The 24,850-nt window shown below is 55.1% G+C and carries 19 protein-coding genes; 14 read left to right on the top strand and 5 right to left on the bottom strand.

All coding sequences use genetic code 11. From position 1 onward, the window contains the following. Positions 1-564: 564 nt before the first annotated feature. The gene (xylB, locus tag ACUY4Q_RS00910) at positions 565-2,019 is read right to left on the bottom strand and encodes a xylulokinase (RefSeq protein ID WP_458045283.1); all 1,455 of its coding nucleotides are present in this window, start codon (positions 2,017-2,019) and stop codon (positions 565-567) included. Between the two features lie 71 nt (positions 2,020-2,090). After that, positions 2,091-3,413, bottom strand: a complete 1,323-nt coding sequence (gene xylA, locus ACUY4Q_RS00905; protein ID WP_458045282.1) for a xylose isomerase — start codon at positions 3,411-3,413, stop codon at positions 2,091-2,093. A gap of 363 nt (positions 3,414-3,776) precedes the next feature. On the opposite strand from xylA, the gene xylF reads away from it, so the two are divergent. The 4 genes from xylF to xylR all read left to right on the top strand — a co-directional run bounded on the left by xylF (position 3,777) and on the right by xylR (position 8,828). Then, a complete protein-coding gene (xylF, locus tag ACUY4Q_RS00900; RefSeq protein ID WP_458045281.1) occupies positions 3,777-4,769 on the top strand; it encodes a D-xylose ABC transporter substrate-binding protein in 993 nt (330 codons plus the stop codon). 83 nt (positions 4,770-4,852) lie between these two features. Next, on the top strand, positions 4,853-6,394 hold the full coding sequence (locus ACUY4Q_RS00895) for a xylose ABC transporter ATP-binding protein (RefSeq protein ID WP_458045280.1): 1,542 nt from the start codon (positions 4,853-4,855) through the stop codon (positions 6,392-6,394). Then, entirely contained in the window at positions 6,372-7,553 is a 1,182-nt protein-coding gene (xylH, locus tag ACUY4Q_RS00890) for a xylose ABC transporter permease XylH (RefSeq protein WP_458045279.1), read from the top strand. Before ACUY4Q_RS00895 ends, xylH begins: the two co-directional genes overlap by 23 nt. Before the next feature lie 93 nt (positions 7,554-7,646). Continuing rightward, the gene (gene xylR / locus ACUY4Q_RS00885; RefSeq protein ID WP_458045278.1) at positions 7,647-8,828 is read left to right on the top strand and encodes a D-xylose utilization transcriptional activator XylR; all 1,182 of its coding nucleotides are present in this window, start codon (positions 7,647-7,649) and stop codon (positions 8,826-8,828) included. Between the two features lie 67 nt (positions 8,829-8,895). On the opposite strand, the gene ACUY4Q_RS00880 is transcribed toward xylR, so the two are convergent. Continuing rightward, complete coding sequence (locus ACUY4Q_RS00880) at positions 8,896-9,723, bottom strand: protein bax (protein ID WP_458045277.1); 828 nt, start codon at positions 9,721-9,723, stop codon at positions 8,896-8,898. A 318-nt stretch (positions 9,724-10,041) separates the two neighbouring features. On the opposite strand from ACUY4Q_RS00880, the gene ACUY4Q_RS00875 reads away from it, so the two are divergent. The 4 genes from ACUY4Q_RS00875 (at position 10,042) to ACUY4Q_RS00860 (ending at position 16,946) form a co-directional block, all read left to right on the top strand. Continuing rightward, positions 10,042-12,072, top strand: coding sequence for an alpha-amylase (locus tag ACUY4Q_RS00875; RefSeq protein WP_458045276.1), 2,031 nt, complete (start codon positions 10,042-10,044; stop codon positions 12,070-12,072). Positions 12,073-12,250: 178 nt separating this feature from the next. After that, positions 12,251-13,504: a valine--pyruvate transaminase gene (avtA, locus tag ACUY4Q_RS00870; RefSeq protein WP_458045275.1), complete on the top strand. Its 1,254-nt coding sequence runs from the start codon at positions 12,251-12,253 to the stop codon at positions 13,502-13,504. A gap of 384 nt (positions 13,505-13,888) precedes the next feature. Beyond that, complete coding sequence (locus ACUY4Q_RS00865; RefSeq protein ID WP_458045274.1) at positions 13,889-15,127, top strand: collagen-like triple helix repeat-containing protein; 1,239 nt, start codon at positions 13,889-13,891, stop codon at positions 15,125-15,127. A gap of 94 nt (positions 15,128-15,221) precedes the next feature. Further along, on the top strand, positions 15,222-16,946 hold the full coding sequence (locus tag ACUY4Q_RS00860; protein WP_458045273.1) for a ShlB/FhaC/HecB family hemolysin secretion/activation protein: 1,725 nt from the start codon (positions 15,222-15,224) through the stop codon (positions 16,944-16,946). On the opposite strand, the gene ACUY4Q_RS00855 is transcribed toward ACUY4Q_RS00860, so the two are convergent. Both ACUY4Q_RS00855 and yiaJ read right to left on the bottom strand, forming a co-directional pair. Beyond that, positions 16,938-17,411 carry a 4Fe-4S dicluster domain-containing protein gene (locus ACUY4Q_RS00855; RefSeq protein ID WP_458045272.1) on the bottom strand — a complete coding sequence of 158 codons (474 nt, stop codon included), beginning with the start codon at positions 17,409-17,411 and terminating at the stop codon, positions 16,938-16,940. The genes ACUY4Q_RS00860 and ACUY4Q_RS00855 overlap by 9 nt on opposite strands. Positions 17,412-17,531: 120 nt before the next feature. Next, a complete protein-coding gene (gene yiaJ, locus ACUY4Q_RS00850) occupies positions 17,532-18,347 on the bottom strand; it encodes an IclR family transcriptional regulator YiaJ (protein WP_458047446.1) in 816 nt (271 codons plus the stop codon). Positions 18,348-18,717: 370 nt separating this feature from the next. Between yiaJ and yiaK the strand changes: the two genes are divergently transcribed. The 6 genes from yiaK to ulaD all read left to right on the top strand — a co-directional run bounded on the left by yiaK (position 18,718) and on the right by ulaD (position 24,848). Beyond that, entirely contained in the window at positions 18,718-19,716 is a 999-nt protein-coding gene (yiaK, locus tag ACUY4Q_RS00845) for a 3-dehydro-L-gulonate 2-dehydrogenase (RefSeq protein WP_458045271.1), read from the top strand. A gap of 11 nt (positions 19,717-19,727) precedes the next feature. Further along, the gene (locus tag ACUY4Q_RS00840) at positions 19,728-20,195 is read left to right on the top strand and encodes a NanQ anomerase/TabA/YiaL family protein (protein WP_458045270.1); all 468 of its coding nucleotides are present in this window, start codon (positions 19,728-19,730) and stop codon (positions 20,193-20,195) included. 46 nt (positions 20,196-20,241) lie between these two features. After that, the gene (locus ACUY4Q_RS00835; protein WP_458045269.1) at positions 20,242-21,177 is read left to right on the top strand and encodes a DUF4862 family protein; all 936 of its coding nucleotides are present in this window, start codon (positions 20,242-20,244) and stop codon (positions 21,175-21,177) included. 53 nt (positions 21,178-21,230) lie between these two features. After that, the gene (locus tag ACUY4Q_RS00830; RefSeq protein WP_458045268.1) at positions 21,231-22,550 is read left to right on the top strand and encodes an MFS transporter; all 1,320 of its coding nucleotides are present in this window, start codon (positions 21,231-21,233) and stop codon (positions 22,548-22,550) included. A gap of 142 nt (positions 22,551-22,692) precedes the next feature. Then, positions 22,693-24,198: an FGGY-family carbohydrate kinase gene (locus ACUY4Q_RS00825; RefSeq protein ID WP_458045267.1), complete on the top strand. Its 1,506-nt coding sequence runs from the start codon at positions 22,693-22,695 to the stop codon at positions 24,196-24,198. After that, complete coding sequence (gene ulaD / locus ACUY4Q_RS00820) at positions 24,195-24,848, top strand: 3-keto-L-gulonate-6-phosphate decarboxylase UlaD (RefSeq protein WP_458045266.1); 654 nt, start codon at positions 24,195-24,197, stop codon at positions 24,846-24,848. The genes ACUY4Q_RS00825 and ulaD overlap by 4 nt, the downstream gene beginning before the upstream one ends. Positions 24,849-24,850 lie beyond the last annotated feature (2 nt).

The following is a 24,850-nucleotide window of genomic DNA, read 5'->3' as shown; positions in this document are numbered from 1 at the left end:
CCTTACGACATGGGTGTAACACCATTGTGACAAGGAGAATCCGCATTGCTAAGACCAAAAAAGGACATCTTCAGGTGAATTACGGACGGGGTGTTTACTTCCCTCACCCCCTGGGCTGAGGGAACCCCGTAATATTACGTTTTGCAGCGATGACACAGCGCAATGTGAATAAAACAGTCACCGCGATGACAGGGTCCGGCTGAAAATCGACGAAGCGTATCCGCAAGGCCGGGGCGACGCGCAGGGATGCGCGGCGAGGGCGACTTTACACGGACGTTACCTTCGCCCGTCCCCGATTAGCCTGAAGGAATATGCGTAGTGGACCGCGCCAGCGGCGATTTTCCTGGCCGGGAGCCCGGGTCGCCAGGGTGGTGGCGGTGAACCACCCTGGCACGTTCACGGGTTCTGGCGTGACAGAAAAGCAAGGAACATAAGGTGAACGGAATGCCCCTCAGAGCCGCATGTTTCCCCTCACCCTCAACCTCTCCCCAAAGAGGAGAGGGGACTGTCCGTGCTCGCATTATTTTGTGGGGATCCCTCCCCCCTGGGTGAGGGAACCCGGATTCAGGACATCAAAGGTAAAAGCTGCTGATAAATACGGCGGAAGGTTTCACGACGCGGCTGATACGCCGCATGACGAGTCGCATCTGGCACGTGCTGCTGCTCAATGGTCAGTTGGGGCAACAGACTCGCCGGAGAGACGTCCGGGTGAAGCGCAATTTGTGCCAGGCGAGCCGCACCCAGCGCGGGACCGACATCGCCACCGGTGCGGTAATCCAGCTGCTGACCGCTGATATCTGCCAGCATTTGTCGCCAGTAGCTGCTGCGCGCGCCACCACCAATCAGGGTTACGCTTTGCGGCGTCACTCCGCAGGCGTGTACCGCGTCCATGCCATCCGCCAGCGCATAGCCCACGCCCTCCAGCACCGCTTTTGCCAGCTCATTCGGACCGTGCTGATGGGTCAGACCAAAGAAAACGCCCTTCGCTTCAGGGTTGTTATGCGGGGTGCGTTCGCCCGACAGGTAAGGCAGGAACCATACATCGCCCGCGCTCTCATCGGCCTGTTCTGCGGCAGAGATAAGCGCCTGCACTGAAGGCTGACCGGTGAGCTTAGCCGCCCAGTCGAGGCAGGACGCCGCACTGAGCATCACCGACATTAAATGCCAGCGCCCAGGCAACGCATGGCAGAAGCTGTGCACCGCGCTCTCAGGTTTGCTGAGGAATCCTTCGCTTACCGCGAAATAGACGCCAGAGGTGCCAAGAGAGAGCATCGCCTGGCCAGCATCCGCCATGCCCACCCCCACCGCACCGGCGGCGTTATCTCCGCCACCTGCCACCACGGGCACCGGGGCTAATCCCCAGCGTTCGGCGACGTCGGGTAACAATGTACCCGTGATTTCGCTGCCTTCAAACAGCGCTGGCATATGGTCACGACTGAGGCCGCAAGCTGCAAGCATGTCGTCACTCCAGTCGCGTTTTGCGACATCCAGCCACATCGTTCCGGCGGCGTCTGACATATCGCTGGCGTACGTACCGGTCATCTGCAACCGCAGGTAGTCTTTCGGCAGAAGCACTTTCGCCACCCGTGCAAACACATCAGGCTCATGGCGTTTCACCCAGAGTAGCTTTGGCGCGGTAAAGCCCGGCATCATCAGGTTCCCGGTGATGGCACGGGAAGGTTTGACCTGGGCTTCCAGTAACGCACACTCCTCAGCACAGCGGCCGTCGTTCCACAAAATAGCCGGACGCAGCACCTGGTCTTCTTTATCCAGCAGCGTAGCGCCGTGCATCTGCCCGGCAAGGCCAATGGCCTTCACCTGCTGTAATGAATGTTGTTCGCCTAATGCGCGAATAGCGCGATCCGTCGCCTGCCACCAGTGACCGGGATCCTGTTCAGACCACAGGGGACGCGGGCGCGACACCGTGAGCTTTTCCGTTTGCGAGGCCAGAACGGTGCCCTGCTCATTGAGCAAAATCGCCTTTACCCCGGATGTACCAAGATCGATCCCGATATACATAGCGATAACTCCTTTAAAAGAAAGGCCCGGTTGCGCAGTGCAAACCGGGCTCACACGCTGCGACTAAACGCTTATTTATCGAACAAATAGTGATTAACCAGATTTTCCAGCAGTTCCTGATGCCCGCTCTGGTGGGACGGCGCGAGGTTCTGCTGTTCAGCGTACTTCGCCAGTTCAGCAAGCGTTAGCTGACCCTGCAGAATTTGCTGGCCCAGTTCACCATTCCAGCCTGCGTAACGTTTGGCGACGCGTTTGTCCAGTTCACCCGCTTGCGTCATTTTTGCTGCCACTTTGAGCGCCAGCGCCATGGTATCCATCGCACCAATATGGCCATAGAACAGGTCATATTTATCGGTACTCTGGCGACGGACTTTGGCATCAAAGTTAAGGCCGCCGGTGGTGAAACCGCCCGCTTTGATGATTTCATACATCACCAGCGCATTCTCTTCGACGCTGATTGGGAACTGGTCGGTATCCCAGCCCAACTGCGGATCGCCACGGTTCGCATCCACTGAACCAAAGATCCCCAGCGCAATGGCAGAGGCGATTTCATGATGGAATGAATGACCTGCCAGGGTGGCATGGTTGGCTTCGATATTCACTTTGATCTCTTTTTCCAGACCAAACTGTTTCAGGAAACCATAGACGGTCGCCACGTCATAATCGTACTGATGCTTGGTCGGTTCCTGCGGCTTCGGCTCGATCAGCAGCGTGCCACGGAAACCAATTTTATGTTTATGCTCGACCACCATCTGCATAAAGCGGCCAATCTGCTCACGCTCCTGACGCAAATCGGTATTGAGCAGCGTTTCGTACCCTTCACGACCGCCCCACAGGACGTAGTTTTCGCCGCCTAATTTATGGGTAGCGTTCATGGCGGTGACCACCTGCGTCGCAGCCCAGCTGAACACTTCGGGATCCGGATTCGTCGCCGCACCCGCACCGTAACGTGGGTTTGTGAAGCAGTTCGCCGTGCCCCACAGCAGTTTGACGCCACTTTGCTGCTGTTTTTCTGCCAGCACATCAACCATGTGTGCGAAGTTGTTCAGGTACTCTTTCAGTGATGCGCCTTCGGGGGAGACATCAACATCGTGGAAGCAGTAGTACGGCACGTTCAGCTTGTGGAAGAATTCAAACGCAACGTCAGCTTTACGCTTTGCCAGCTCCAGCGCTTCACCCGGCTGTTGCCAGGGGCGGTCGAAGGAACCCACACCAAACATATCGGCCCCATTCCAGCAGAACGTGTGCCAGTAGCAGGCAGCAAACCGCAGGTGATCTTCCATTCGCTTACCCAGCACCAACTCATCCGGGTTGTAATGGCGAAACGCTAAAGGGTTGGTCGTATTCGGGCCTTCAAAACGAACGCGTTCGAGCTGGTCGAAATAAGCTTGCATATTGAGCTCCATAATCAGGTGTGCGGCAAAGTTTCGTTCACGAACTAATACTGAATTTTCTCTTTGCCTGGCTCAATTACGTTATTTCACACTGCCATTAAGAGAATACGCAAATGTGCGCTGCATCGCAAAATCACGGTTATTAATTTTGCGGCGTGCCTTCCTGTTTTTTTCGCAAAACCGATTCCGCTTATTTTAAAATCAGATCACGGTCAAAATTCCACAAATAAACCAAAAATCATAACGCCTGGATAAAAACCAGCAATTGCCAGCACTCGCCGACCTGTTAAAAATTTGCAACGTTCAACGCAGTGCATGTTTCTTTTATCTCAGCTTTGTCACCCTACAAAAGGTATTACTATTATGAAGATAAAGAACCTTTGCCTTACTCTCTGTGCTTCATTGCTGCTTGCCAGCATGGCGGGTCATGCGAAAGAAGTGAAAATTGGTATGGCGATCGATGACTTACGTCTCGAACGTTGGCAAAAAGACCGTGATATTTTCGTGAAAAAGGCCGAATCGCTGGGCGCAACGGTGTTTGTGCAATCAGCCAACGGCAATGAAGAAACACAAATGTCGCAAATCGAAAATATGATAAATCGCGGCGTTGATGTGTTAGTGATTATTCCTTACAACGGTCAGGTTTTAAGTAATGTGGTAAAAGAAGCCAAACAGGAAGGGATTAAAGTGTTGGCTTACGATCGCATGATCAATAACGCCGATATTGATTTTTATATCTCCTTCGACAATGAAAAAGTGGGTGAATTACAAGCACAAAGCCTGGTCAGCAAAGTGCCACAAGGGAATTACTTCTTAATGGGCGGTTCGCCGGTTGATAATAATGCCAAGCTGTTCCGTGCAGGGCAGATGAAAGTATTAAAACCTTACGTGGACAGTGGAAAAATAAAAATTGTCGGCGATCAGTGGGTTGACGGCTGGTTACCAGAAAACGCGCTCAAAATTATGGAAAATGCGCTGACCGCTAACAACAACAAAATTGATGCGGTTGTGGCCTCTAACGATGCCACCGCAGGCGGGGCGATTCAGGCTCTGAGCGCCCAGGGTCTCGCCGGGAAGGTCGTCATTTCCGGCCAGGATGCAGACCTTGCTGGCATTAAACGCCTGATCAATGGCAGCCAGACAATGACAGTCTATAAACCGATCACTCAACTGGCCAATACCGCCGCAGAAATTGCCGTTGAGTTGGGCAATGGCAAGACGCCAAAAGCCGATGCCACCCTCAACAACGGTCTGAAAGACGTGCCTTCCCGTCTGCTTACACCGATTGAAGTCACCAAAGACAATATCGACGCCACGGTCATTAAAGACGGCTTCCATCAGAAAGATCAGCTTTAAGCCTCACGGCATGTCTCCCGCTCGGAGGCATGCCGGGTTGTCTCTTCAGGCGCTGTGAATACCTCGAATTACGTGGAGCAGTTATGCCTTATTTACTTGAAATGAAGAACATCACCAAGGCCTTTGGCGCCGTCAAAGCCGTGGATAATGTGAGCTTACAGCTGAATGCGGGGGAAGTGATGTCCCTGTGTGGTGAGAATGGCTCCGGCAAATCCACGTTGATGAAAGTACTCTGCGGTATCTATCCGTGGGGGAGTTATGACGGTGACATTGTTTTTTCCGGAGAAACGCTTCAGGCGGGCCACATCCGCGATACCGAACGCAAAGGAATTGCGATCATTCACCAGGAACTGGCACTGGTGAAGCACCTGACGGTGCTGGAAAACATCTTCCTGGGCACCGAAATCACACGGCATGGCGTGATGGATTACGACACCATGACGCTCAGGTGCGAAAAACTGCTCGCCCAGGTGAGCCTGAATATTTCGCCGGACACCCGAGTGGGCGATCTCGGTCTGGGGCAGCAACAGCTGGTGGAAATAGCCAAAGCGCTGAATAAACAGGTCCGTTTGTTGATTCTCGACGAACCGACCGCTTCCCTTACCGAGCAGGAAACCGCCGTCCTGCTCGACATTATCCGTGACCTGCAAAACCACGGTATTGCGTGTATTTATATTTCGCACAAGCTCAACGAAGTCAAAGCGATATCGAACGTCATTTGTGTTATCCGCGACGGTCAGCACATCGGGACCCGTGATGCTGAAGGCATGAGCGAAGATGACATCATCACCATGATGGTCGGGCGAGAATTAACAGCGCTCTATCCGAACGAACCGCACACCACGGGCGATGAAATCTTGCGTGTTGAGCACCTGACCGCATGGCATCCGGTAAACCGGCATATCAAGCGGGTCAATGACGTTTCGTTTTCCCTTAAGCGCGGTGAGATTCTGGGGATTGCCGGGCTGGTCGGCGCCGGGCGCACCGAGGCCGTTCAGTGCCTGTTTGGGGTCTGGCCGGGGCGTTGGGAGGGCCAAATCTATCTGGACGGCAAACAGGTGCACATTAACAATTGCCAGCAGGCCATTGCGCACGGCATCGCCATGGTGCCGGAAGATCGCAAAAAGGATGGCATTGTACCGGTGATGGCCGTGGGCAAGAACATCACCCTGGCCGCCTTGAACCAGTTTACCGGCAAGCTCAGCAGCCTGGACGACGCTGCCGAGCAGCACTGCATTTTGCAGTCGCTGCAACGTCTCAAAGTCAAAACCTCCTCCCCCGATCTGGCGATTGGTCGCCTGAGCGGTGGGAACCAACAGAAAGCTATTCTGGCACGCTGCCTGCTGCTCAACCCGCGCATTCTGATCCTTGATGAGCCGACGCGTGGCATTGATATCGGCGCGAAATACGAAATCTACAAACTTATCAACCAACTGGTCCAGCAAGGGATTGCCGTTATCGTCATCTCGTCCGAACTGCCTGAGGTGTTAGGGCTGAGCGACCGGGTGCTGGTGATGCACGAAGGCAAGCTAAAAGCCGACCTTATTAATCATCAACTGACCCAGGAGCAGGTTATGGAAGCGGCGCTGAGGAGCGAACATCATGTCGAAAAGCAACCCGTCTGAAGTGAAGTTATCCGCCCCGCTGCCTGGGGCATTTTCCGGGCTAAAATCCCTGAACTTCCAGGTATTTGTCATGATCGCCGCCATCGCCGTGATCATGCTCTTTTTCACCTGGATGACCGACGGCGCCTACTTAAGCGCACGCAACGTCTCCAACCTGCTGCGCCAGACCGCCATTACCGGCATCCTGGCGGTGGGCATGGTCTTTGTCATTATTTCCGCGGAAATTGATCTTTCCGTAGGCTCAATGATGGGGTTATTAGGCGGCGCGGCGGCTATTTTTGACGTCTGGTTGGGCTGGCCGTTGCCGTTAACCATTCTGGTGACGCTGGTGCTGGGCCTGCTGTTAGGTGCCTGGAATGGCTGGTGGGTCGCCTATCGTAAAGTGCCATCGTTCATTGTTACCCTGGCGGGTATGCTCGCCTTTCGCGGTGTACTGATTGGCATCACCAACGGCACCACCGTATCGCCCACCAGCAGCGCTATGTCACAAATCGGTCAAAGTTATTTGCCTGACAGCGTCGGCTTTGGTGTCGGGGCGCTGGCGTTAGTGGCGTTTGTTTTGTGGCAGTGGCGTGGCCGTTTACGCCGTCAGTCACTGGGGCTGGCCACACCGGCCTCCACGTCAGTCGTTGGTCGCCAGGCGCTGATCGCCGTACTGGCACTCGGCGCTATCTGGCTCTTAAATGACTATCGTGGCGTTCCGACACCGGTGCTGTTGCTCGTTTTCCTGTTGATGGCAGGCATGTTCATGGCCACACGCACCGCGTTCGGTCGCCGCATTTACGCTATTGGTGGCAACCTCGAAGCCGCCCGTCTTTCCGGGATCAACGTGGAACGTACCAAGCTGGCGGTCTTTGCCATTAACGGCCTGATGGTGGCGATTGCCGGTTTGATCCTCAGTTCACGCCTCGGTGCAGGTTCTCCTTCGGCGGGTAATATTGCTGAACTGGACGCCATCGCCGCCTGTGTGATTGGCGGCACCAGCCTCGCAGGCGGTATCGGCAGCGTGGCGGGAGCCGTGATGGGGGCCTTCATTATGGCCTCGCTGGATAACGGCATGAGTATGATGGACGTGCCGACGTTCTGGCAGTACATCGTCAAAGGGGCGATTTTGCTGCTGGCAGTGTGGATGGATTCCGCCACCAAACGTCGGGCATGATCGCAATAATGGTCACACTGCCGGAAAATTTTCCTCCGGCAGTGTGATGAATATGATAAGCAAGGTTGATGATTCACTCGCGACGGAACCGACATGTTTGAGAAGCGCCACCGCATTACGTTGTTATTCAATGCCAACAAAGCCTATGACCGCCAGGTCGTTGAAGGCGTTGGTGAATATTTGCAGGCGTCACAATCTGAATGGGACATTTTTATCGAAGAAGATTTCCGCACCCGTATCGAAAACATTAAGGAGTGGCTCGGTGATGGCGTCATTGCGGACTATGACGACCCTGAAATCGAACGACTGCTGGCCGATGTGGACGTACCTATTGTCGGCGTAGGGGGGTCCTACCACAGCGCGGAGCACTACCCTCCGGTGCACTACATCGCCACTGACAACTACGCGCTGGTTGAGCAGGCTTTTTTGCATCTCAAAGAGAAAGGCGTACACCGTTTTGCCTTCTACGGCCTGCCGTCCTCCAGTGGCAAGGGTTGGGCCACCGAGCGAGAGCATGCATTTTGCCAGCTCGTTGCCCAGGAGAAGTACCGTGGCGTGGTTTATCAAGGGCTGACCACGGCCCCGGAAAACTGGCAGCACGCGCAAAACCGGCTGGCGGATTGGCTGCAAACGCTGCCGCCGCAAACCGGTATTATTGCCGTTACCGATGCCCGCGCGCGCCATGTTTTACAGGTCTGCGACCATCTTCATATTCCTGTACCGGAAAAGCTCTGCGTGATTGGTATCGATAACGAAGAGCTGACACGCTATCTCTCCCGCGTGGCGCTTTCGTCCGTGGCGCAAGGGACACGTCAGATGGGTTACCAGGCCGCAAAGCTGCTGCATCGCCTTCTGGATAACGAATCCATGCCGTTACAACGCCTGCTGGTGCCCCCCGTCCGCGTGGTTGCCCGACGCTCGACGGATTATCGCTCGCTTAACGATCCGGCGGTTATCCAGGCCATGCACTACATTCGCAACCATGCCTGCAAGGGAATCAAAGTGGACCAGGTGTTGGATGCCGTAGGGATTTCGCGTTCGAACCTCGAGAAACGTTTTAAGGAGGAAGTGGGAGAAACCATTCACGCGGTGATTCATGCGGAAAAGCTGGAAAAAGCCCGTAGTCTTCTGATCTCCACGTCCCTTTCGATCAATGAGATTTCCCAGATGTGTGGTTATCCGTCGCTACAATATTTCTATTCGGTGTTTCGCAAAGCGTATGACAGCACGCCGAAGGAGTACCGCGAACGCTACGGGGAAGTGTTGCTGCCTTAGGGTAAATCAGAGCGTAGAAAGTAAAAGGCCTTCCAGTTGGAAGGCCTTTTTGCATTCAGAAGCGCAATTACATATGCGCGGCGATGAGCTGCTGATTGTCCTGATACATGGCAAACAGATAATTGTTATAGCTTGCGCCCTTCGTTGAATACCCTTTCAACTTATGAATCATGTTGCTCGCCGTCACTTCCTGATCCGCTTTACGCAACTGCGCACGGGATTTACGGAAGGAGGAGTAAGCCGGATGGGTGTTGAGATTCACCACATACGCGCCGACTGACTGTTCAACAGAGTCGAAGTGCGAGTAACCCTTCACTTTGCCTGGACCGTTGGTGCAACGCCCTTTCCCGCATTTCATGCCGAACAGGTTGTTGTTATTGCGCGCCAGTTTGGAGGTGCCCCAGCCGCTTTCAGCTGCTGCCATGGTCGCCACCATGCTGTCCGGAATGATGTCCACGCGTTCCATTAAGGCATTCCAGGGGATACGGCGGGTATTGCCAGACCAGCTGATTTTATAGCGTTTGGCAATATCCTTCAGGCGCGCACGATCCGTCGTCGACCATTGCTGGCTGTATTGACGTTCCATCAGCCAGTTACGGTCGGCGGTGATTGCCGCATTTTGACGAGTAATATAGGGCATTACGGTCCGGAGAAACGCTTTCTTTCTTGGTGCTCCGGAAGGGTATTTTCGCAAATCAGGAAGTGAACTGCCATTTACACTATTGCGAGAATACTCTTGTTTACTGCTTACCTGTTTTTTACCGGTCGTCTTTGAGATTTGGGCCTTCTGACTCACTGTTTTGCTGTGCGTTTGCGCAAGCGCCTCACCTGAAAATGCTATGGTGAGAACCATGAGTATCGTAGCCCCAAGTCGTCGCAAGGGAATCGATATCATTAAGTCTCCTGGTCGGATATATGCATTCCAACACCTTATTTTTTTCACAATTTTGAGAGCGGAATCTCAAATCATACCAAAAATAACGCCTCAGGGCACGTACACAAATAAGCCAAATCCGAAAGCCTGTCATCACCCACCTGCGACAAAGCGAAAAAATTGCGCCAGTTTTGCAGCGTTTCTCGCAAATTCTGGGCAAAATTTGCGCGCGATCACTCACCCTTCGCCCTCATCCCTGGCGATACCGCGCATGGGATGAGTCTCGTGCGCCCTGCTAATGGCAAGATGGCGGAAACTGACGTCATGAGAAGGTTTCAGATGAGATACAGCGCCCTTTTACTCCTGCTTTTACCGGCGGTGGCCAGCGCCAACTGGTCCGCACCCGGCCTTGCTGACTTTAAAAACGATGGCACCGGCGTCTGGCGCAGTGAGACTCCCCTCAAAAAAGGGGCGTATCCGCTGAAGTTGCAAGCCGATAACCAGTGCTGGCAACCGTCCGCCGACGTTAAACTCAACCAAATGTTGTCGTTAAAACCCTGCGAAGGTGACGCCCCCCAGTGGCGCGTGTTCCGTGAAGGCGATTATCGCATTCAGGTCGATACCCGCTCAGGCACACCCACATTGATGCTGTCGGTGAAAAGCGAGGCGGCGACGAAAGTGGTGAATGTCATGCGCCAGTGCCCGGTGTGGGACGGGCAGCCCCTTACCCTGGATGTCAGTAAAACGTTTCCGGAAGGGAGTGTGGTACGGGATTTCTACAGTCAGAAAACAGCCACCGTGGAAAACGGCAGGATTACGCTGCAACCGGCAGTGAACAGTGGTGGGCTATTGCTACTTGAACGTGCCGAAACCCATGTTGCCGCTCCCTTTAGCTGGCAGAACGCCACCGTCTACTTTGTATTGACCGATCGTTTCGTCAACGGCGATCCGTCTAACGACAACAGCTATGGCCGGCACAAAGATGGCAAGGAAGAGATTGGCACCTTCCACGGTGGTGACCTGAGAGGGCTGACCAGCAGGCTCGATTACCTGCAACAGCTCGGCGTTAATGCGCTGTGGATCAGTTCACCACTGGAACAGATTCACGGCTGGGTGGGTGGTGGAACCAAAGGGGATTTCCCTCATTATGCCTATCACGGCTATTACATTCAGGACTGGACGAAGCTTGATGCCAACATGGGAACCGAGGCCGATTTACGCCAGCTGGTCGATGAGGCCCACAAGCGCGGCATCCGTATTCTGTTTGATGTGGTCATGAACCACACCGGCTACGCCACGCTCGCGGATATGCAGGAATACCAGTTCGGCGCGCTGTACGTGCAGGGTGAAGAACGTAAAAAAATCCTCGGCGAGCGCTGGACTGACTGGCGACCGGGTCCAGGGCAAAGCTGGCATAGCTTTAACGACTTCATTAACTTTAGCGATAAAACCGCCTGGCAAAACTGGTGGGGCAAGAACTGGATCCGCACCGACATCGGCAACTATGACAATCCCGGCTTCGACGACTTAACAATGTCGCTGGCGTTCCTTCCGGATTTGAAAACCGAGTCGACCACGCCGTCTGGCCTGCCGATTTTCTATCAGCACAAACCCGATACCGCAGCCCGCGAGATACCGGGCTATACCCCACGTGATTACCTGACCCACTGGCTGAGCCAATGGGTACGCGAGTACGGCATCGACGGTTTTCGCGTCGACACGGCCAAACATGTAGAGCTCGCGGCCTGGCAGCAGTTGAAGACGCAGGCCAGCGAGGCACTGGTCGAATGGAAAAAATCGAATCCGCAGAAAAAACTCGACGATGCCCCGTTCTGGATGACCGGGGAATCCTGGGGGCACGGCGTGATGCGCAGCGATTACTACAACCACGGTTTCGATGCGATGATCAATTTTGACTATCAGGAGCAGGCCGCCAGCGCGGTTAATTGCCTTGCCGACATGGATCTGGTCTGGCAGCAGATGGCGGAAAAACTGCAAGGCTTCAACGTTCTGAGCTATCTCTCCTCTCATGACACGCGCTTGTTCCGCGACGGCGGGCAGGAGGCGGCTGAACTGCTGATGCTGGCACCGGGCGCGGTACAAATTTACTACGGCGATGAGACCAACCGGCCGTTCGGCCCTACGGGCTCAGACCCGTTACAAGGCACGCGCTCGGACATGAACTGGCAGGACGCTAACGGTAAGGAGGCGCAAACGTTGCATCACTGGCAAACGCTGGGGCAGTTCCGTGCGCGTCATCCGGCGCTGGGTGGCGGAAAACAGACCACGCTAAGCCTGAAGCAGGGTTACGGTTTCACCCGTGAACAGGGCGATGACAGGGTTATGGTCGTCTGGGCCGGTAATCACTAAGACTCACCAGGCTCCCTCTACCCGGAGGGAGCCGCCTCACTCAAACAAAATAAAACCCCATCTAACGGTAAATATTTGGAATAAAGCGTCACGCAACCCGCTCTCATCCGATTTGCACAGCAGGGTATGTAGCGCTATGGTGAGCCATTTTTAAAATCAGACCGACAGAATAACTGCTATGACATTTTCCCTTTTCGGCGACAAATTCACCCGCCATGCAGGCATTACGCGCCTCATGGAGGACCTTAACGACGGTCTGCGCACCCCCGGTGCCATCATGCTGGGCGGCGGAAACCCCGCACAAATCCCGGCCATGACCGATTACTTCCATAACCTGCTCGCAGAGATGCTGGAAAATGGCAAAGCCACTGATGCGCTTTGTAATTACGATGGCCCACAGGGCAAGTCTGAGCTGCTGACGTTACTGGCGGCTATGCTGCGTAAAGAGCTTGGCTGGGATATTGAACCGCAGAATATCGCGCTGACAAACGGCAGCCAAAGCGCATTTTTCTACTTGTTCAACCTGTTCGCAGGCCGACGTTCCGATGGAAGTACCAGAAAGGTGCTGTTCCCGCTGGCACCCGAGTACATTGGCTACGCAGATTCTGGCCTCGAAGAGGACCTTTTTGTCTCCGCCCGCCCCAATATTGAATTGCTGCCGGAAGGCCAGTTTAAGTACCACGTCGACTTTGAGCATCTGCATATCGGCGAAGAAACGGGGATGATTTGCGTGTCGCGCCCGACCAACCCGACCGGCAACGTGATAACCGATGAAGAGCTGATCAAGCTCGATGCCCTGGCCAACCAGCATGGCATTCCACTGGTTATTGATAATGCTTACGGCGTTCCCTTCCCGGGCATTATTTTTAGCGAAGCACGTCCTCTCTGGAATCCGAACATTATTCTCTGCATGAGCCTGTCAAAACTGGGCCTGCCGGGTAGCCGCTGCGGCATCATTATTGCGAATGATAAAGTGATTTCCGCCATCCGCAACATGAACGGCATTATCAGCCTTGCCCCGGGCGGCATTGGGCCAGCGATGATGTGTGAAATGATTAAGCGTAACGATCTGCTGCGTCTGTCGGACACCGTTATCAAACCCTTCTACTACCAGCGTGTGCAGGAGACCATTGCCACTATCCGCCGTTATTTGCCGGAAGATCGCTGTCTGATCCATAAACCAGAGGGCGCTATTTTCCTGTGGCTGTGGTTTAAGGATTTACCGATAACCACCGAGCTTCTCTATCAACGACTGAAAAAACGCGGCGTGCTGATGGTACCGGGTGACTATTTCTTCCCTGGCCTCGATAAACCCTGGCCACACACCCACCAGTGCATGCGTATGAACTATGTCCCGGACCCGGATAAGATCGAAGCGGGGGTGAAAATTCTTGCTGAAGAGATTGAAAACGCCTGGCGCGAGAACAGTTAAATAAATTAGCCCCTCTCCTTGAGGGGCAGTTATAACCTCGCCAATAACCATGCCTATTTAATGGTTAATTATTATTGTCTTGTTTTCCCATCAATATATCGTCAATGCAGATCTCTATATAATTTCAAGGCAAATGAAAAATATATTTCTAAGTTAAACAAGACTACACAACAAAAGACCTGTTAAGCCACGCTAAACTGTTAAATGCATTATTTAACACATTGTTTTTAATGATATTTAATATTGGCAAAATAAATCAAGATTAAGAATAATCATATTTTTTAACTTACTCACAAAATATTTCTAACAATTTCCACCGAGGCCGAAAACCCCATTTACACTGATTAATACGCCAAGCGGCGTTTTATTTCAGAGGGTCTTATCATGGCAACAGATAAAATTAGCCACCTGAGCGCAATCGCGGTGGCGGTCATTCTTGCATTCTCCTTATCGGCCTGCAGTGGGAGCAGCGGCGGGTCATATTCCAAACTGAAAGATAATCAAACCTCGGGTACAGACGGCCAGACCGCAGGTAATGGCTCAGATGGCAGCGGCGGAAGCGGCAGCACCGATGGGGGTACGGGTAGCGGCACTGACGGCGGCACCGGCGGCACGGGTGCCAATAATGGGAGTGGCAGCGGCGGAGGCACGGGTGGCAACAGTGGCGGCAGCGATGGGGGAACCGGTGGGAATAACGGCGGCGGCTCCACCGCCTCTAATGCGCCCTTAAATACCGTTGTCAGCGATGCAGGGACGGCAGTTTCCAACGTCGGCGGCACACTGGATAGCCTGGGCAGCCAGCTCCCGAGCGACAATCCGGTCACCTCAACGGTTGCCACGACGGTCACGGGTCTGGGCGGCGCGTTGAATACCACCGGTACCGGGGTGACCACCGGGATTGGCAATTCAAACAACCCGAATGGCGTCGGCACCACAGTACAGGGGGTCACTTCAACGGTGACGTCGCTTGGCACCACCGTCTCCGGCGTCGGCACCAACCTTGCCAGCACAACAGCGTATACGGGCCTCGCACCGGTCACGGGACTTGCAGGCACGGTTGTCGACAAAACCGGTCAGGTGGTCAGTACCACCGGTAATTCATTGACGAATGTGGTGGCCAGCGATGGCGTCACCAAACTCACCACCGGTACAACAACACTGGTGAATAACACCACCAGCGGCGTCAGTAAATTGACGCAGGGCGTCGGCACCACCACCGGGCTGGGCACGCCGGTGAACAATCTGTTGACCACGGTCGGTAACGGCGTCAGCGGCGTAGGCAGCAACGTCACTGCCTCTAATCCGAACCTTGCAGGCGTTGGTCAGGTTGTACAGACCGTTGGTCAGACGGTGACTGACGTCGGCGGTCTGGTGAAACCCGCGTCAGCGTCGACAGGCAACGGCACCTCCACCGCCAGTACGGGTGGCATTTCAGCAACCGCGGACGTGGACGCCAGCAAGAACGGGCTACTCGCCAACGTCGGGGCGACGGTCAATACCTTAACGGCGGATGTTAACGCTTCCGTCACTAATAACGTATCCAACACCAGTGGGACCACCACCAGCCAGCCGGGATTAGTGAACGGTTTAGTTGGCGGCATTCTGAAACCAAAAAGTCAGTAAGGCCTTTTGTGCCCCCTCACGGGGGCACTTCTTCACAGCACGTGCGTTCACCCGTGCTTTAAAAGGGTGACAAGAACATAAAAGGGACTGAGCGATGAAACTGCCACTCTGCTCCGTGCTGCTCTGCACCGGCATACTGTCACTGGCTCATGCAGATACGCTTCCAGCGATTGTCGATTCCGCAAACCCGGCCAAATCTTCACGCACTACTCAGGAATCTGATACGCGCCCCACTTCCGCACCCAAAGTCTCGGTGACAAAGCCAGAGAGCAAACTCACCCCGAATACGCCAGTACAGGTCAGGCACATTCAGTTCGTCGGCGGCACGGTGTATCCGCTGAAGTCCCTGCTTCAGCCCTTTCGCCCCTATGCCGGAAAGACCGTGCCATTGAAAACCATTATCGCGCTGGCGAACGACATCACCGCACGCTACCGGGCAGACGGTTACCCGCTCTCTTACGCCTGGCTACCGGACGATAATTTTCATGACGGGACGATAAAAATTATTCTCGTGGAAGGCTACGTCGCACACAGCGAAATCAACAGTAACAACGCGAGTATTGCCGCACGTCTCAAACGACTGGCGGAAAAAATCATGGCCGAAAAGCCCCTTTCGCAGGCGCTGTTCGATCGCTACAGTCAGTTAATGACCCGCACACCGGGAACCAAAGTCGACGTCAATGCGCAGTTGCCGAAGAACATTTATGGCGCGGCGGTGATGGACGTTAACGCCGATCAGCCGCACATCTGGGACATCTCGTCGACGCTCGACACCCGCCGTGGGCAAAGCCTGGCGCTGGTGAATGGTACGTTGAGCAATCTGACGAGCTATGGCGATCAGCTTGGGGTTGCCACCTTCGTGCCCCTGGGTGATGGCGATGAACAGGATTATGTCGGACTTAATTATCAGCAGTTCCTTAACGATGAGGGACTGAATCTGCAGCTTAAAGGCAGCTATTACCGCGATGATCCTAAGGGCTACGATCCCATACTTTATCTGCCAAACGGTATCGCGGTTGATGCCCGACAGAAAACCACCCAATACAACGGTGGCTTGAGCCTGAATTACCCCTGGCTGCTGACACGGCAAAAACAGCTCAGCGTTTTTGGCGGCATTGATTACACCGATCGGCGTAACGACTACCGGCTGCGGGCACGCGGATTTGGACAGACGCTGGCTTTGCCGGAGCAAAATCAGCACGTGCGTTACCCGGCGCTGGAGTTTGGTGTGAATGGGTTTCGCGAGTTTACTGCCTCAAAAAGTAGCCTCAGCGGCAGCGTTTCCGTTCGGCATGGGCTGGACGCCTTAGGCGCAGACGCCTCCCCCACCCAGGGTACCGATATCGACTTTACCCGCTGGAAAAGCAATCTCGACGCCGCCTGGCTGGTGGCGGAGAACGTGCGCCTGTCCAGTTCACTGGAAGGTGTATGGTCAGATAACGACCTGCCCGAGGCTGAACGCGTCAGCTTTGGCGCGCAACGCTTTGGCCGCGGCTACCAGGATGGAGAAGCGCAGGGGGATTACGGCTATGGTGGACAAGTTGAATTGCGCTATCTGCATAACCGCAAAGAGAGTAAATGGCTGGCAACCGTGCAGCCCTATCTCCTCGCCGACACCGCACGTACCTGGTTTAACCAGCCGGGTTTTCGTCATCAACGTTTAAGCTCTGTCGCGGCAGGGGTGATGGTGGGTGACAATCGCCACTATAGCGTCGCCGTTGAAGCCGCACGCCCGACCGGGGACATGCCCACCGATACGCACGGGCGCGACTGGCGTTACAGCCTGACGGTGACCTGGAACTTCAATAACTTACGCTAAGTGATTATTAAGGCGCACCTGCCGCAGTCTGGCAGGGTCAATGCAGCTCAGCGCCTGAGTGGGGCAAGCTTCTACGCAAGCAGGCCCGGTCTCGCGGTGCAGGCAGAGATCGCATTTCAACGCCTGTACCTGCCCCTCCTGACTTGTCACCTCCATCGCGCCAAACGGGCAGGCCAACATGCAGCTTTTGCACCCAATACAGAGGGATTGTTCGACGTAGACCGTACCGCTCACCCGGCTGATCGCCCCCACCGGGCAGACGTTGGCACAGGGCGCATCTTCACAATGGTGGCAGGTCACTGCGGTGGTTAGCGCCCCGCTCTTGACCACCCGAATACGGGCACTGAAGGTTTTTGGAGAGACGGATGCGCAGTCCTGATTTTCCTGATGCGACACCACGCAGGCGACTTCGCAGGTGCGACAGCCAATACATTTGGCGGAATCCGCCATAATAAAACGGTTCATTCTCTACCCCGCCTGACGTTGAATGCCGCCAGAGTGCCAGAAAATGCCCCGCCTTCGCTTTGATCCTGGCAAGGGTTGTTGCCAGATCTGTCATCTGCCTAACCACATCTGGCGTTCTGCCTACACCCGCAGCGTAAATCCCAGCTCGTTGGAGATGGCCTCTGCGGTTTCTCGCAGCGGCTTCAGCAGATTTTTCTCGCCGATCTGTTTTAAGCGCGACGTTGAGAGTGAAATGGAGATGGCATAAGGCACGCGGTGGTGAATATCAAACACCGGCACGGCAATACAGGACACACCCAGCTCATTCTCTTCTCTGTCCATCGCCATCACACCTTCACGAATCTGCGCCAGCTCATCGTACATCGCCGGAAGCCCCGTAATGGTATTGCGCGTCAGCGGCTGAATCTGCTCCTGATGCGTCTCCCAGTACTCTTTTACATACTCGGGCTGACCAAACGCCATGTAAATCTTGCCCATCGCTGAGCAGTAGAGCGGCATATGCTGGCCAATGTACGCGCGGGTGCGCAGCATGCCGGTGGTCGGCTCCAGCTTATAAATCAGTATGGCGTGGTCGTCTTCGCGACTGGAGAAGTTGATGGTTTCTCCGGTGGAGAGGTTCAACGCTTCCAGATGCGGTGCCGCAACATGGATGATATTTAGCGACGTCAGGGCCTTTTGCCCCACGGCGATAAATTTGGTGGTCAACCGGTAACTCCCGGCGGCAGGCGCGGGGGTGACGTAGCCACAGGATTGCAGCCCCTGCAGTAATCGGTGCACGGTACTTTTATTTAGCCCGGCCAGTTCTGACAGATGCGCCAGAGGACAACCGTTCGGGTAATTGCTCAATATCTCAATCAACATCAAGCCGCGAAACAAGCTCTGGCTTCCTGCCGGCCGCTCTTTTTCCTGCGTGGTGTCACTCTCTTTTGTGTTCATCGCTTCCGCTCTCCGTTTTGTGGCGACCTGATGGTAGCGCAAAGTGTGTTTCACTTCACGATCTGAACAGAAATTTTGTAATTCATTGATTTAATTGAATTTCAAAAATATATGCATGGATTGCTTTGTGAAATCATGATCGCTATATTTGAAATCAGATTTCGCATAGTGAAATTAAAAGCACATTCACTGCTCTCCGCCAACACCAGGACAGGGGGCACATAATCTCACTGCGCCTCCTTTTTCTCGGGGGGTCATAAAAAACAAAAATGGAAAACGCACCGGCCCTGCTGGTGCATTTTTGCCACCCAACACTGTTTAGTGGAATGCGATTCCACTATGTAAAACGAAGAAGTTATGGAGAAAACGTATGTTGTTGAGTTTTTCTGACCTTAAAAATGAGTTTAACCGTGTCCTGCTGGCACGCGGTGTGGCGGCAGAAACTGCCGATGCCTGCGCGGAGATGTTTGCCCGCACCACCGAGTCCGGGGTCTATTCACACGGCGTAAACCGTTTCCCGCGCTTTATTCAACAACTGGAGAACGGCGACATCATTCCCGACGCGTTACCAAAACGCATCACTTCCCTGGGCGCCATTGAACAGTGGGATGCTCAGCGTTCCATTGGCAACCTGACCGCAAAAAAAATGATGGATCGAGCCATCGAACTGGCATCCGACCACGGTATTGGTCTGGTGGCGGTGCGTAACGCCAACCACTGGATGCGCGGCGGCAGCTACGGCTGGCAGGCGGCGGAAAAAGGCTACATCGGTATCTGCTGGACCAACTCCATTGCCGTGATGCCACCGTGGGGTGCCAAAGAGTGCCGCATCGGCACCAACCCGCTGATCGTCGCCATTCCGTCCACGCCGATCACCATGGTGGACATGTCCATGTCGATGTTCTCCTACGGCATGCTGGAAGTGAACCGCCTGGCAGGTCGCCAGCTACCGGTTGACGGGGGTTTCGACGACGAAGGCAACCTGACCAAAGACCCGGCGCCGATTGAGAAAAACCGCCGCATTCTGCCAATGGGCTACTGGAAAGGTTCTGGCCTCTCCATCGTGCTGGACATGATCGCCACCCTGCTTTCCGATGGATCTTCCGTTGCTGCCGTGACCGAAGACAACAGCGATGAATTCAACATTTCGCAGGTCTTCATTGCCATTGAAGTAGACAAACTGATCGACGGTGCCAGCCGCGATGTCAAGCTGCAACGCATCATGGATTACATCACCACCGCAGAACGTGCCGATGAAGATGTGCCTGTCCGCCTGCCGGGCCATGAGTTTAGCCGTCTGCTGGAAGAGAACCGCCGTAACGGGATCACCGTTGACGACAGCGTGTGGGCAAAAATCAAAGCGCTGTAAGGAATATCATCATGATCTATGGTCACATTTCTCAACCTAACGCCTGCCGGTATCCGGCAGCGATTGAAAAAGCGCTGGAATTTCTGCGCACCACGGACTTCAGCACGCTGGAGACCGGGGTGGTCGAAATTGAAGGACGCACGATTTATGCGCAGATCCTCGACCTGACCACCCGTCCGCACGATGAACTGCGCCCGGAAGTACACCGCCGTTATCTGGACATTCAGTTCCTCTGGTCTGGTGAAGAACAGATCGGTGTGGCTATTGATACCGGGAATAACGTAGTGAGCGAAGAATTACTTGAGCAGCGGGATATTATTTTTTATCACGACTGTGAGAATGAATCTTTAATAGAAATGGTCCCCGGAAGCTACGCCATATTTTTCCCGCTGGACGTTCACCGCCCTGCATGTAATAAACACCGGGAAACCGCCATCAGGAAAATAGTGGTTAAAGTTGCGGTTTCTGCATTGAATTAATCCGTTATTTATTTATCGATAGTCGATAAATAACAGGAGAAGAAAAATGGAAAGAAATGACGCCGGTTATATTATCGGTGCATACCCTTGTGCGCCTTCCTTTCATCAAAAGAGCGAACAAGAAGAGACGGAATTCTGGCGCTTACTCGCGGACACGCCCCACATCCGCGGGCTGGAGCAACCGTGCCATGAGCACTTTCACCCCTATGGCGATGACTGGTTGTTCCAGCATACGCCGCAGGAGTGGGAAATGGTGGTCACCGCCATCCCCGAAACCATGCGTCGCCGTGGCGGCGGCAATGGGGCCTTCGGTCTGGCCTCCAGTGATGAAGAACAGCGCAAGGCATGCGTCGAATTCCATCGTCATTTACTTAACAAAATCAACGCGGTAAACAAGCGTTATGCGGGCAAGGTTATCAGCCTTGAACTGCAGGCGGCACCGCTGGCCGGCAATGCGAACGTGGCGCAGGCGACCGATGCGTTTGCCCGTTCCATCAAAGAGATTGCCGCCTGGGACTGGTCATGCTCACTCGTACTGGAACATTGTGATGCCATGAACCAACCTGCGCCACGCAAGGGTTTTCTGCCACTGGAAAACGTGCTGGAGACGCTTGCCGGTTACAACATTGATATCTGTATTAACTGGGCGCGGTCGGCCATCGAAGGGCGCAATACCACCCTGCCGCGGGTACACACCCAGGCGGTGAAAGCCGCTGGAAAATTGGGGGCGCTGATGTTTTCCGGCACCGCCACTGAAGGGCCGTACGGTGAATGGACTGACCTGCACACGCCCTTCTCTCCTTTCTGCCCGGAAAGCCTGCTCACGGTAGAAAGTGCTAAAGAATTATTTAATGTGGCTGACTCAGCAAAACTACAGTTTGCCGGTATTAAGTTACTGGAAATTGATGCTAATGCTGATGCGAATCATCGCATAGCCATATTACGCGATGGCATTAACGCGTTAAACAAAGCCAGACAATAAATATAAAGCGTCAATTTAATCGCAAGGCCAGTTACTTTTAACGAGAGATTAATATGAACACTTCCTCTTACACTACATCAGCGGATATTCCGCGCCAGCGCTGGTTAAGAATTATTCCCCCCATTCTTATCGCGTGTATTATTTCTTATATGGACCGTGTGAATATCGCCTTTGCGATGCCCGGCGGTATGGATCAGGACCTGGGTATCACTGCGACCATGGCAGGTCTGGCGGGCGGTATTTTCTTCCTCGGTTACCTTTTCTTGCAGGTGCCGGGCGGAAAAATTGCCGTTCACGGCAGCGGTAAAAAATTCATCGGCTGGTCGTTGGTCGCCTGGGCCGTGATCTCCGTTCTCACCGGGCTTGTTACCAACCACTACCAACTGCTGGCCCTGCGCTTCCTGCTCGGTGTCGCAGAAGGTGGCATGCTGCCGGTGGTCCTCACCATGATCAGTAACTGGTTCCCCGATGCTGAACGTGGCCGTGCAAACGCGATTGTCATCATGTTCGTGCCGATTGCCGGGATCATCACCGCCCCGCTGTCCGGCTGGATCATCACCGCACTCGACTGGCGCTGGTTGTTCATCATCGAAGGCCTGCTCTCCCTCGTCGTGCTGGTGTTGTGGGTGTTGACCATCTATGACCGTCCGCAGGAGGCCCGCTGGATTTCTGACGCTGAGAAGAATTACCTGGTGGAAACCCTCGCCGCCGAGCAGCGTGCCATCGCCGGTAAAACCGTGGTGAATGCCTCGCTGAGCGCCGTGCTGTCTGACCGCACCATGTGGCAGCTCATCGCCCTCAACTTCTTCTACCAGACCGGGATTTACGGCTACACCCTGTGGCTGCCGACCATCCTGAAAGAGCTGACCCACACCAGCATGGGCCAGGTCGGAATGCTCGCCATCCTGCCGTACGTGGGTGCCATTGCCGGGATGTTCCTGTTCTCTTCTCTGTCTGACCGCACCGGGAAACGCAAACTGTTCGTCTCCCTGCCGCTGATTGGCTTTGCGACCTGCATGTTCCTCTCCGTGGTGCTCAAAGAGAGCGTCTGGCTCTCCTATACCGCGCTGGTCGGGTGCGGCTTCTTCCTGCAATCCGCTGCGGGTGTGTTCTGGACCATTCCAGCCCGCCTGTTCAGTGCCGAAATGGCCGGTGGCGCACGCGGCGTTATCAACGCCCTGGGCAACCTCGGCGGCTTCTGCGGCCCCTATGCGGTAGGCGTGCTGATCACCCTGTACAGCAAAGATGCAGGCGTTTACTGCCTGGCGATTTCGCTGGCGATTGCTGCGCTGATGGCGCTGCTGCTGCCGTCCAAGTGTGATGCCAAAGCGTCGTCTGTAGGCGTGGTGAACGCGCCGAAACGTGCGGTGTGATGCCCTCACCCCAGCCCTCTCCCACAGGGAGAGGGAGCAGAAGCAAGGTGCGGTCTGATGCCCTCACCCCAGCCCTCTCCCACAGGGAGAGGGAGCAAACCAGGCTCTCCCTGTGGGAGAGGGAGTAAAACAGGAAAAAAAGATGAGTGAAAAAGAGACCTTCTGGCTGGGTATCGATTGTGGCGGTACTTATCTGAAAGCAGGCCTGTACAACAGCCAGGGCAAAGAATTCGATATTGAACGCCAGTCCGTTCGCACTCTCAGCCCGCAACCTGGCTGGGCCGAGCGTGACATGACGGCCCTGTGGCAGCACTGCGCGGCGACCATTGCCCGCCTGCTGCAACGCACCGGTATTCGCGGTGAGCAAATTAAAGGCGTGGGCATTTCCGCTCAGGGCAAGGGGCTGTTTTTGCTCGACAAAAACGACCAGCCGCTGGGCACCGCGATTCTCTCTTCCGATCGTCGTGCGCTGGACATCGTCAGGCGCTGGCAGCAGGACGGCATTCCACAAAAACTCTACCCGTTAACGCGCCAGACCCTCTGGACCGGCCACCCGGCCTCGCTGCTGCGTTGGGTAAAAGAGAACGAGCCGCAGCGTTACGCGCAAATTGGCTGCGTAATGATGGGCCACGATTATCTGCGCTGGTGTTTGACCGGCGTGAAGGAGTGTGAAGAGAGCAATATCTCTGAATCCAACCTCTACCACATGACCAGCGGGCAGTACGACCCCTGCCTGACGCAGTGGCTGGGCATCAGCGAAATCAACGCTGCGCTACCGCCCATTGTGGGCTCATCCCAAATCAGCGGTGAAATCACCTCTCAGGCAGCCGCCATTACCGGTCTCGCGGCGGGCACGCCCGTCGTGGGCGGTCTGTTTGATGTGGTTTCTACCGCGCTCTGCGCAGGGCTTGATGATGAACATACGCTAAACGCCGTAATGGGGACCTGGGCGGTCACCAGCGGCATCGCCGACGGGCTGCGCGATAACGAATCGCACCCTTACGTCTACGGGCGCTACGTTAACAACGGACAGTACATCGTGCACGAAGCCAGCCCCACCTCGTCCGGCAATCTCGAATGGCTGACCGCGCAGTGGGGCGACATCAGCTTTGCTGAGATCAATCAGCTCGTCGACAGCCTGCCAAAAGCCGCCAGCGAGGTCTTCTTCCTGCCGTTCCTGTACGGCAGCAATGCCGGGCTGGACATGACCAGCGGCTTTTATGGCATGCAGGCGCTACATACCCGCGCGCACTTATTACAGGCGGTCTATGAAGGGGTGGTGTTCAGCCACATGACACACCTCAACCGCATGCGTGAACGCTTTACCGAGGTTCGTGCCCTGCGCGTCACCGGCGGACCGGCCCACTCTCCGGTGTGGATGCAGATGCTGGCAGACGTCAGCGGCCTGCCCGTTGAACTGCCGCAGGTCAAAGAGACCGGCTGCTTTGGCGCGGCCATCGCCGCCCTCGTCGGCACCGGGGTCTACGCCAGCTTTACCGACGCCCAGCAGACCCTCAATTACGAGATGCACACCCTGACGCCGGACATGAACGCCCACGCGGCCTACCAGCGCAAATATCACCGTTACCAGATTTTAATTGAAGCACTTCAGGGCTTTCACGCCCGTATTAAGGAGCACTCTTTATGAGCCGACCATTACTGCAACTGGCGCTCGACCACACCGACCTTGCTGCCGCCCAGCGCGACGTGGCGTTGTTAAAAGACCACGTCGACATCGTGGAAGCCGGCACCATTCTCTGCCTCAGCGAAGGGCTGAACGCCGTGCGTGCCTTACGCGCCCAGTGCCCGGAGAAAATCATCGTGGCCGACTGGAAAGTGGCCGACGCGGGTGAAACCCTGGCCCAGCAGGCGCTGGGCGCCGGTGCCAACTGGATGACCATCATCTGTGCAGCCCCCCTGGCAACCATCGAGAAAGGCCATGCCGTTGCCGCCGCCCGCGGCGGCGAAATTCAGATTGAGCTCTTTGGTAACTGGACGTTTGATGATGCCCACGACTGGTACAGCACCGGCGTGCGCCAGGCGATTTATCATCGTGGCCGCGATGCCCAGGCCAGCGGCCAGCAGTGGGGCGACGCGGACCTGGCACGCATGAAAGCGCTGTCGGATATCGGTCTTGAGCTTTCCGTCACTGGCGGTATCACCCCCGCCGACCTGCCGCTGTTTAAAGAGATCAACGTGAAAGCCTTTATTGCCGGGCGCGCCCTTTCGGGTGCCGCCAATCCGCAGCAGGTGGCTGAAGCATTCCATGCGCGCATTCGCGACATCTGGGGAGCCTGAAC

The sequence above is a fragment of the Phytobacter cepae genome (genome assembly GCF_054165735.1).
This window is presented reverse-complemented; position numbering and strand designations above follow the sequence as displayed.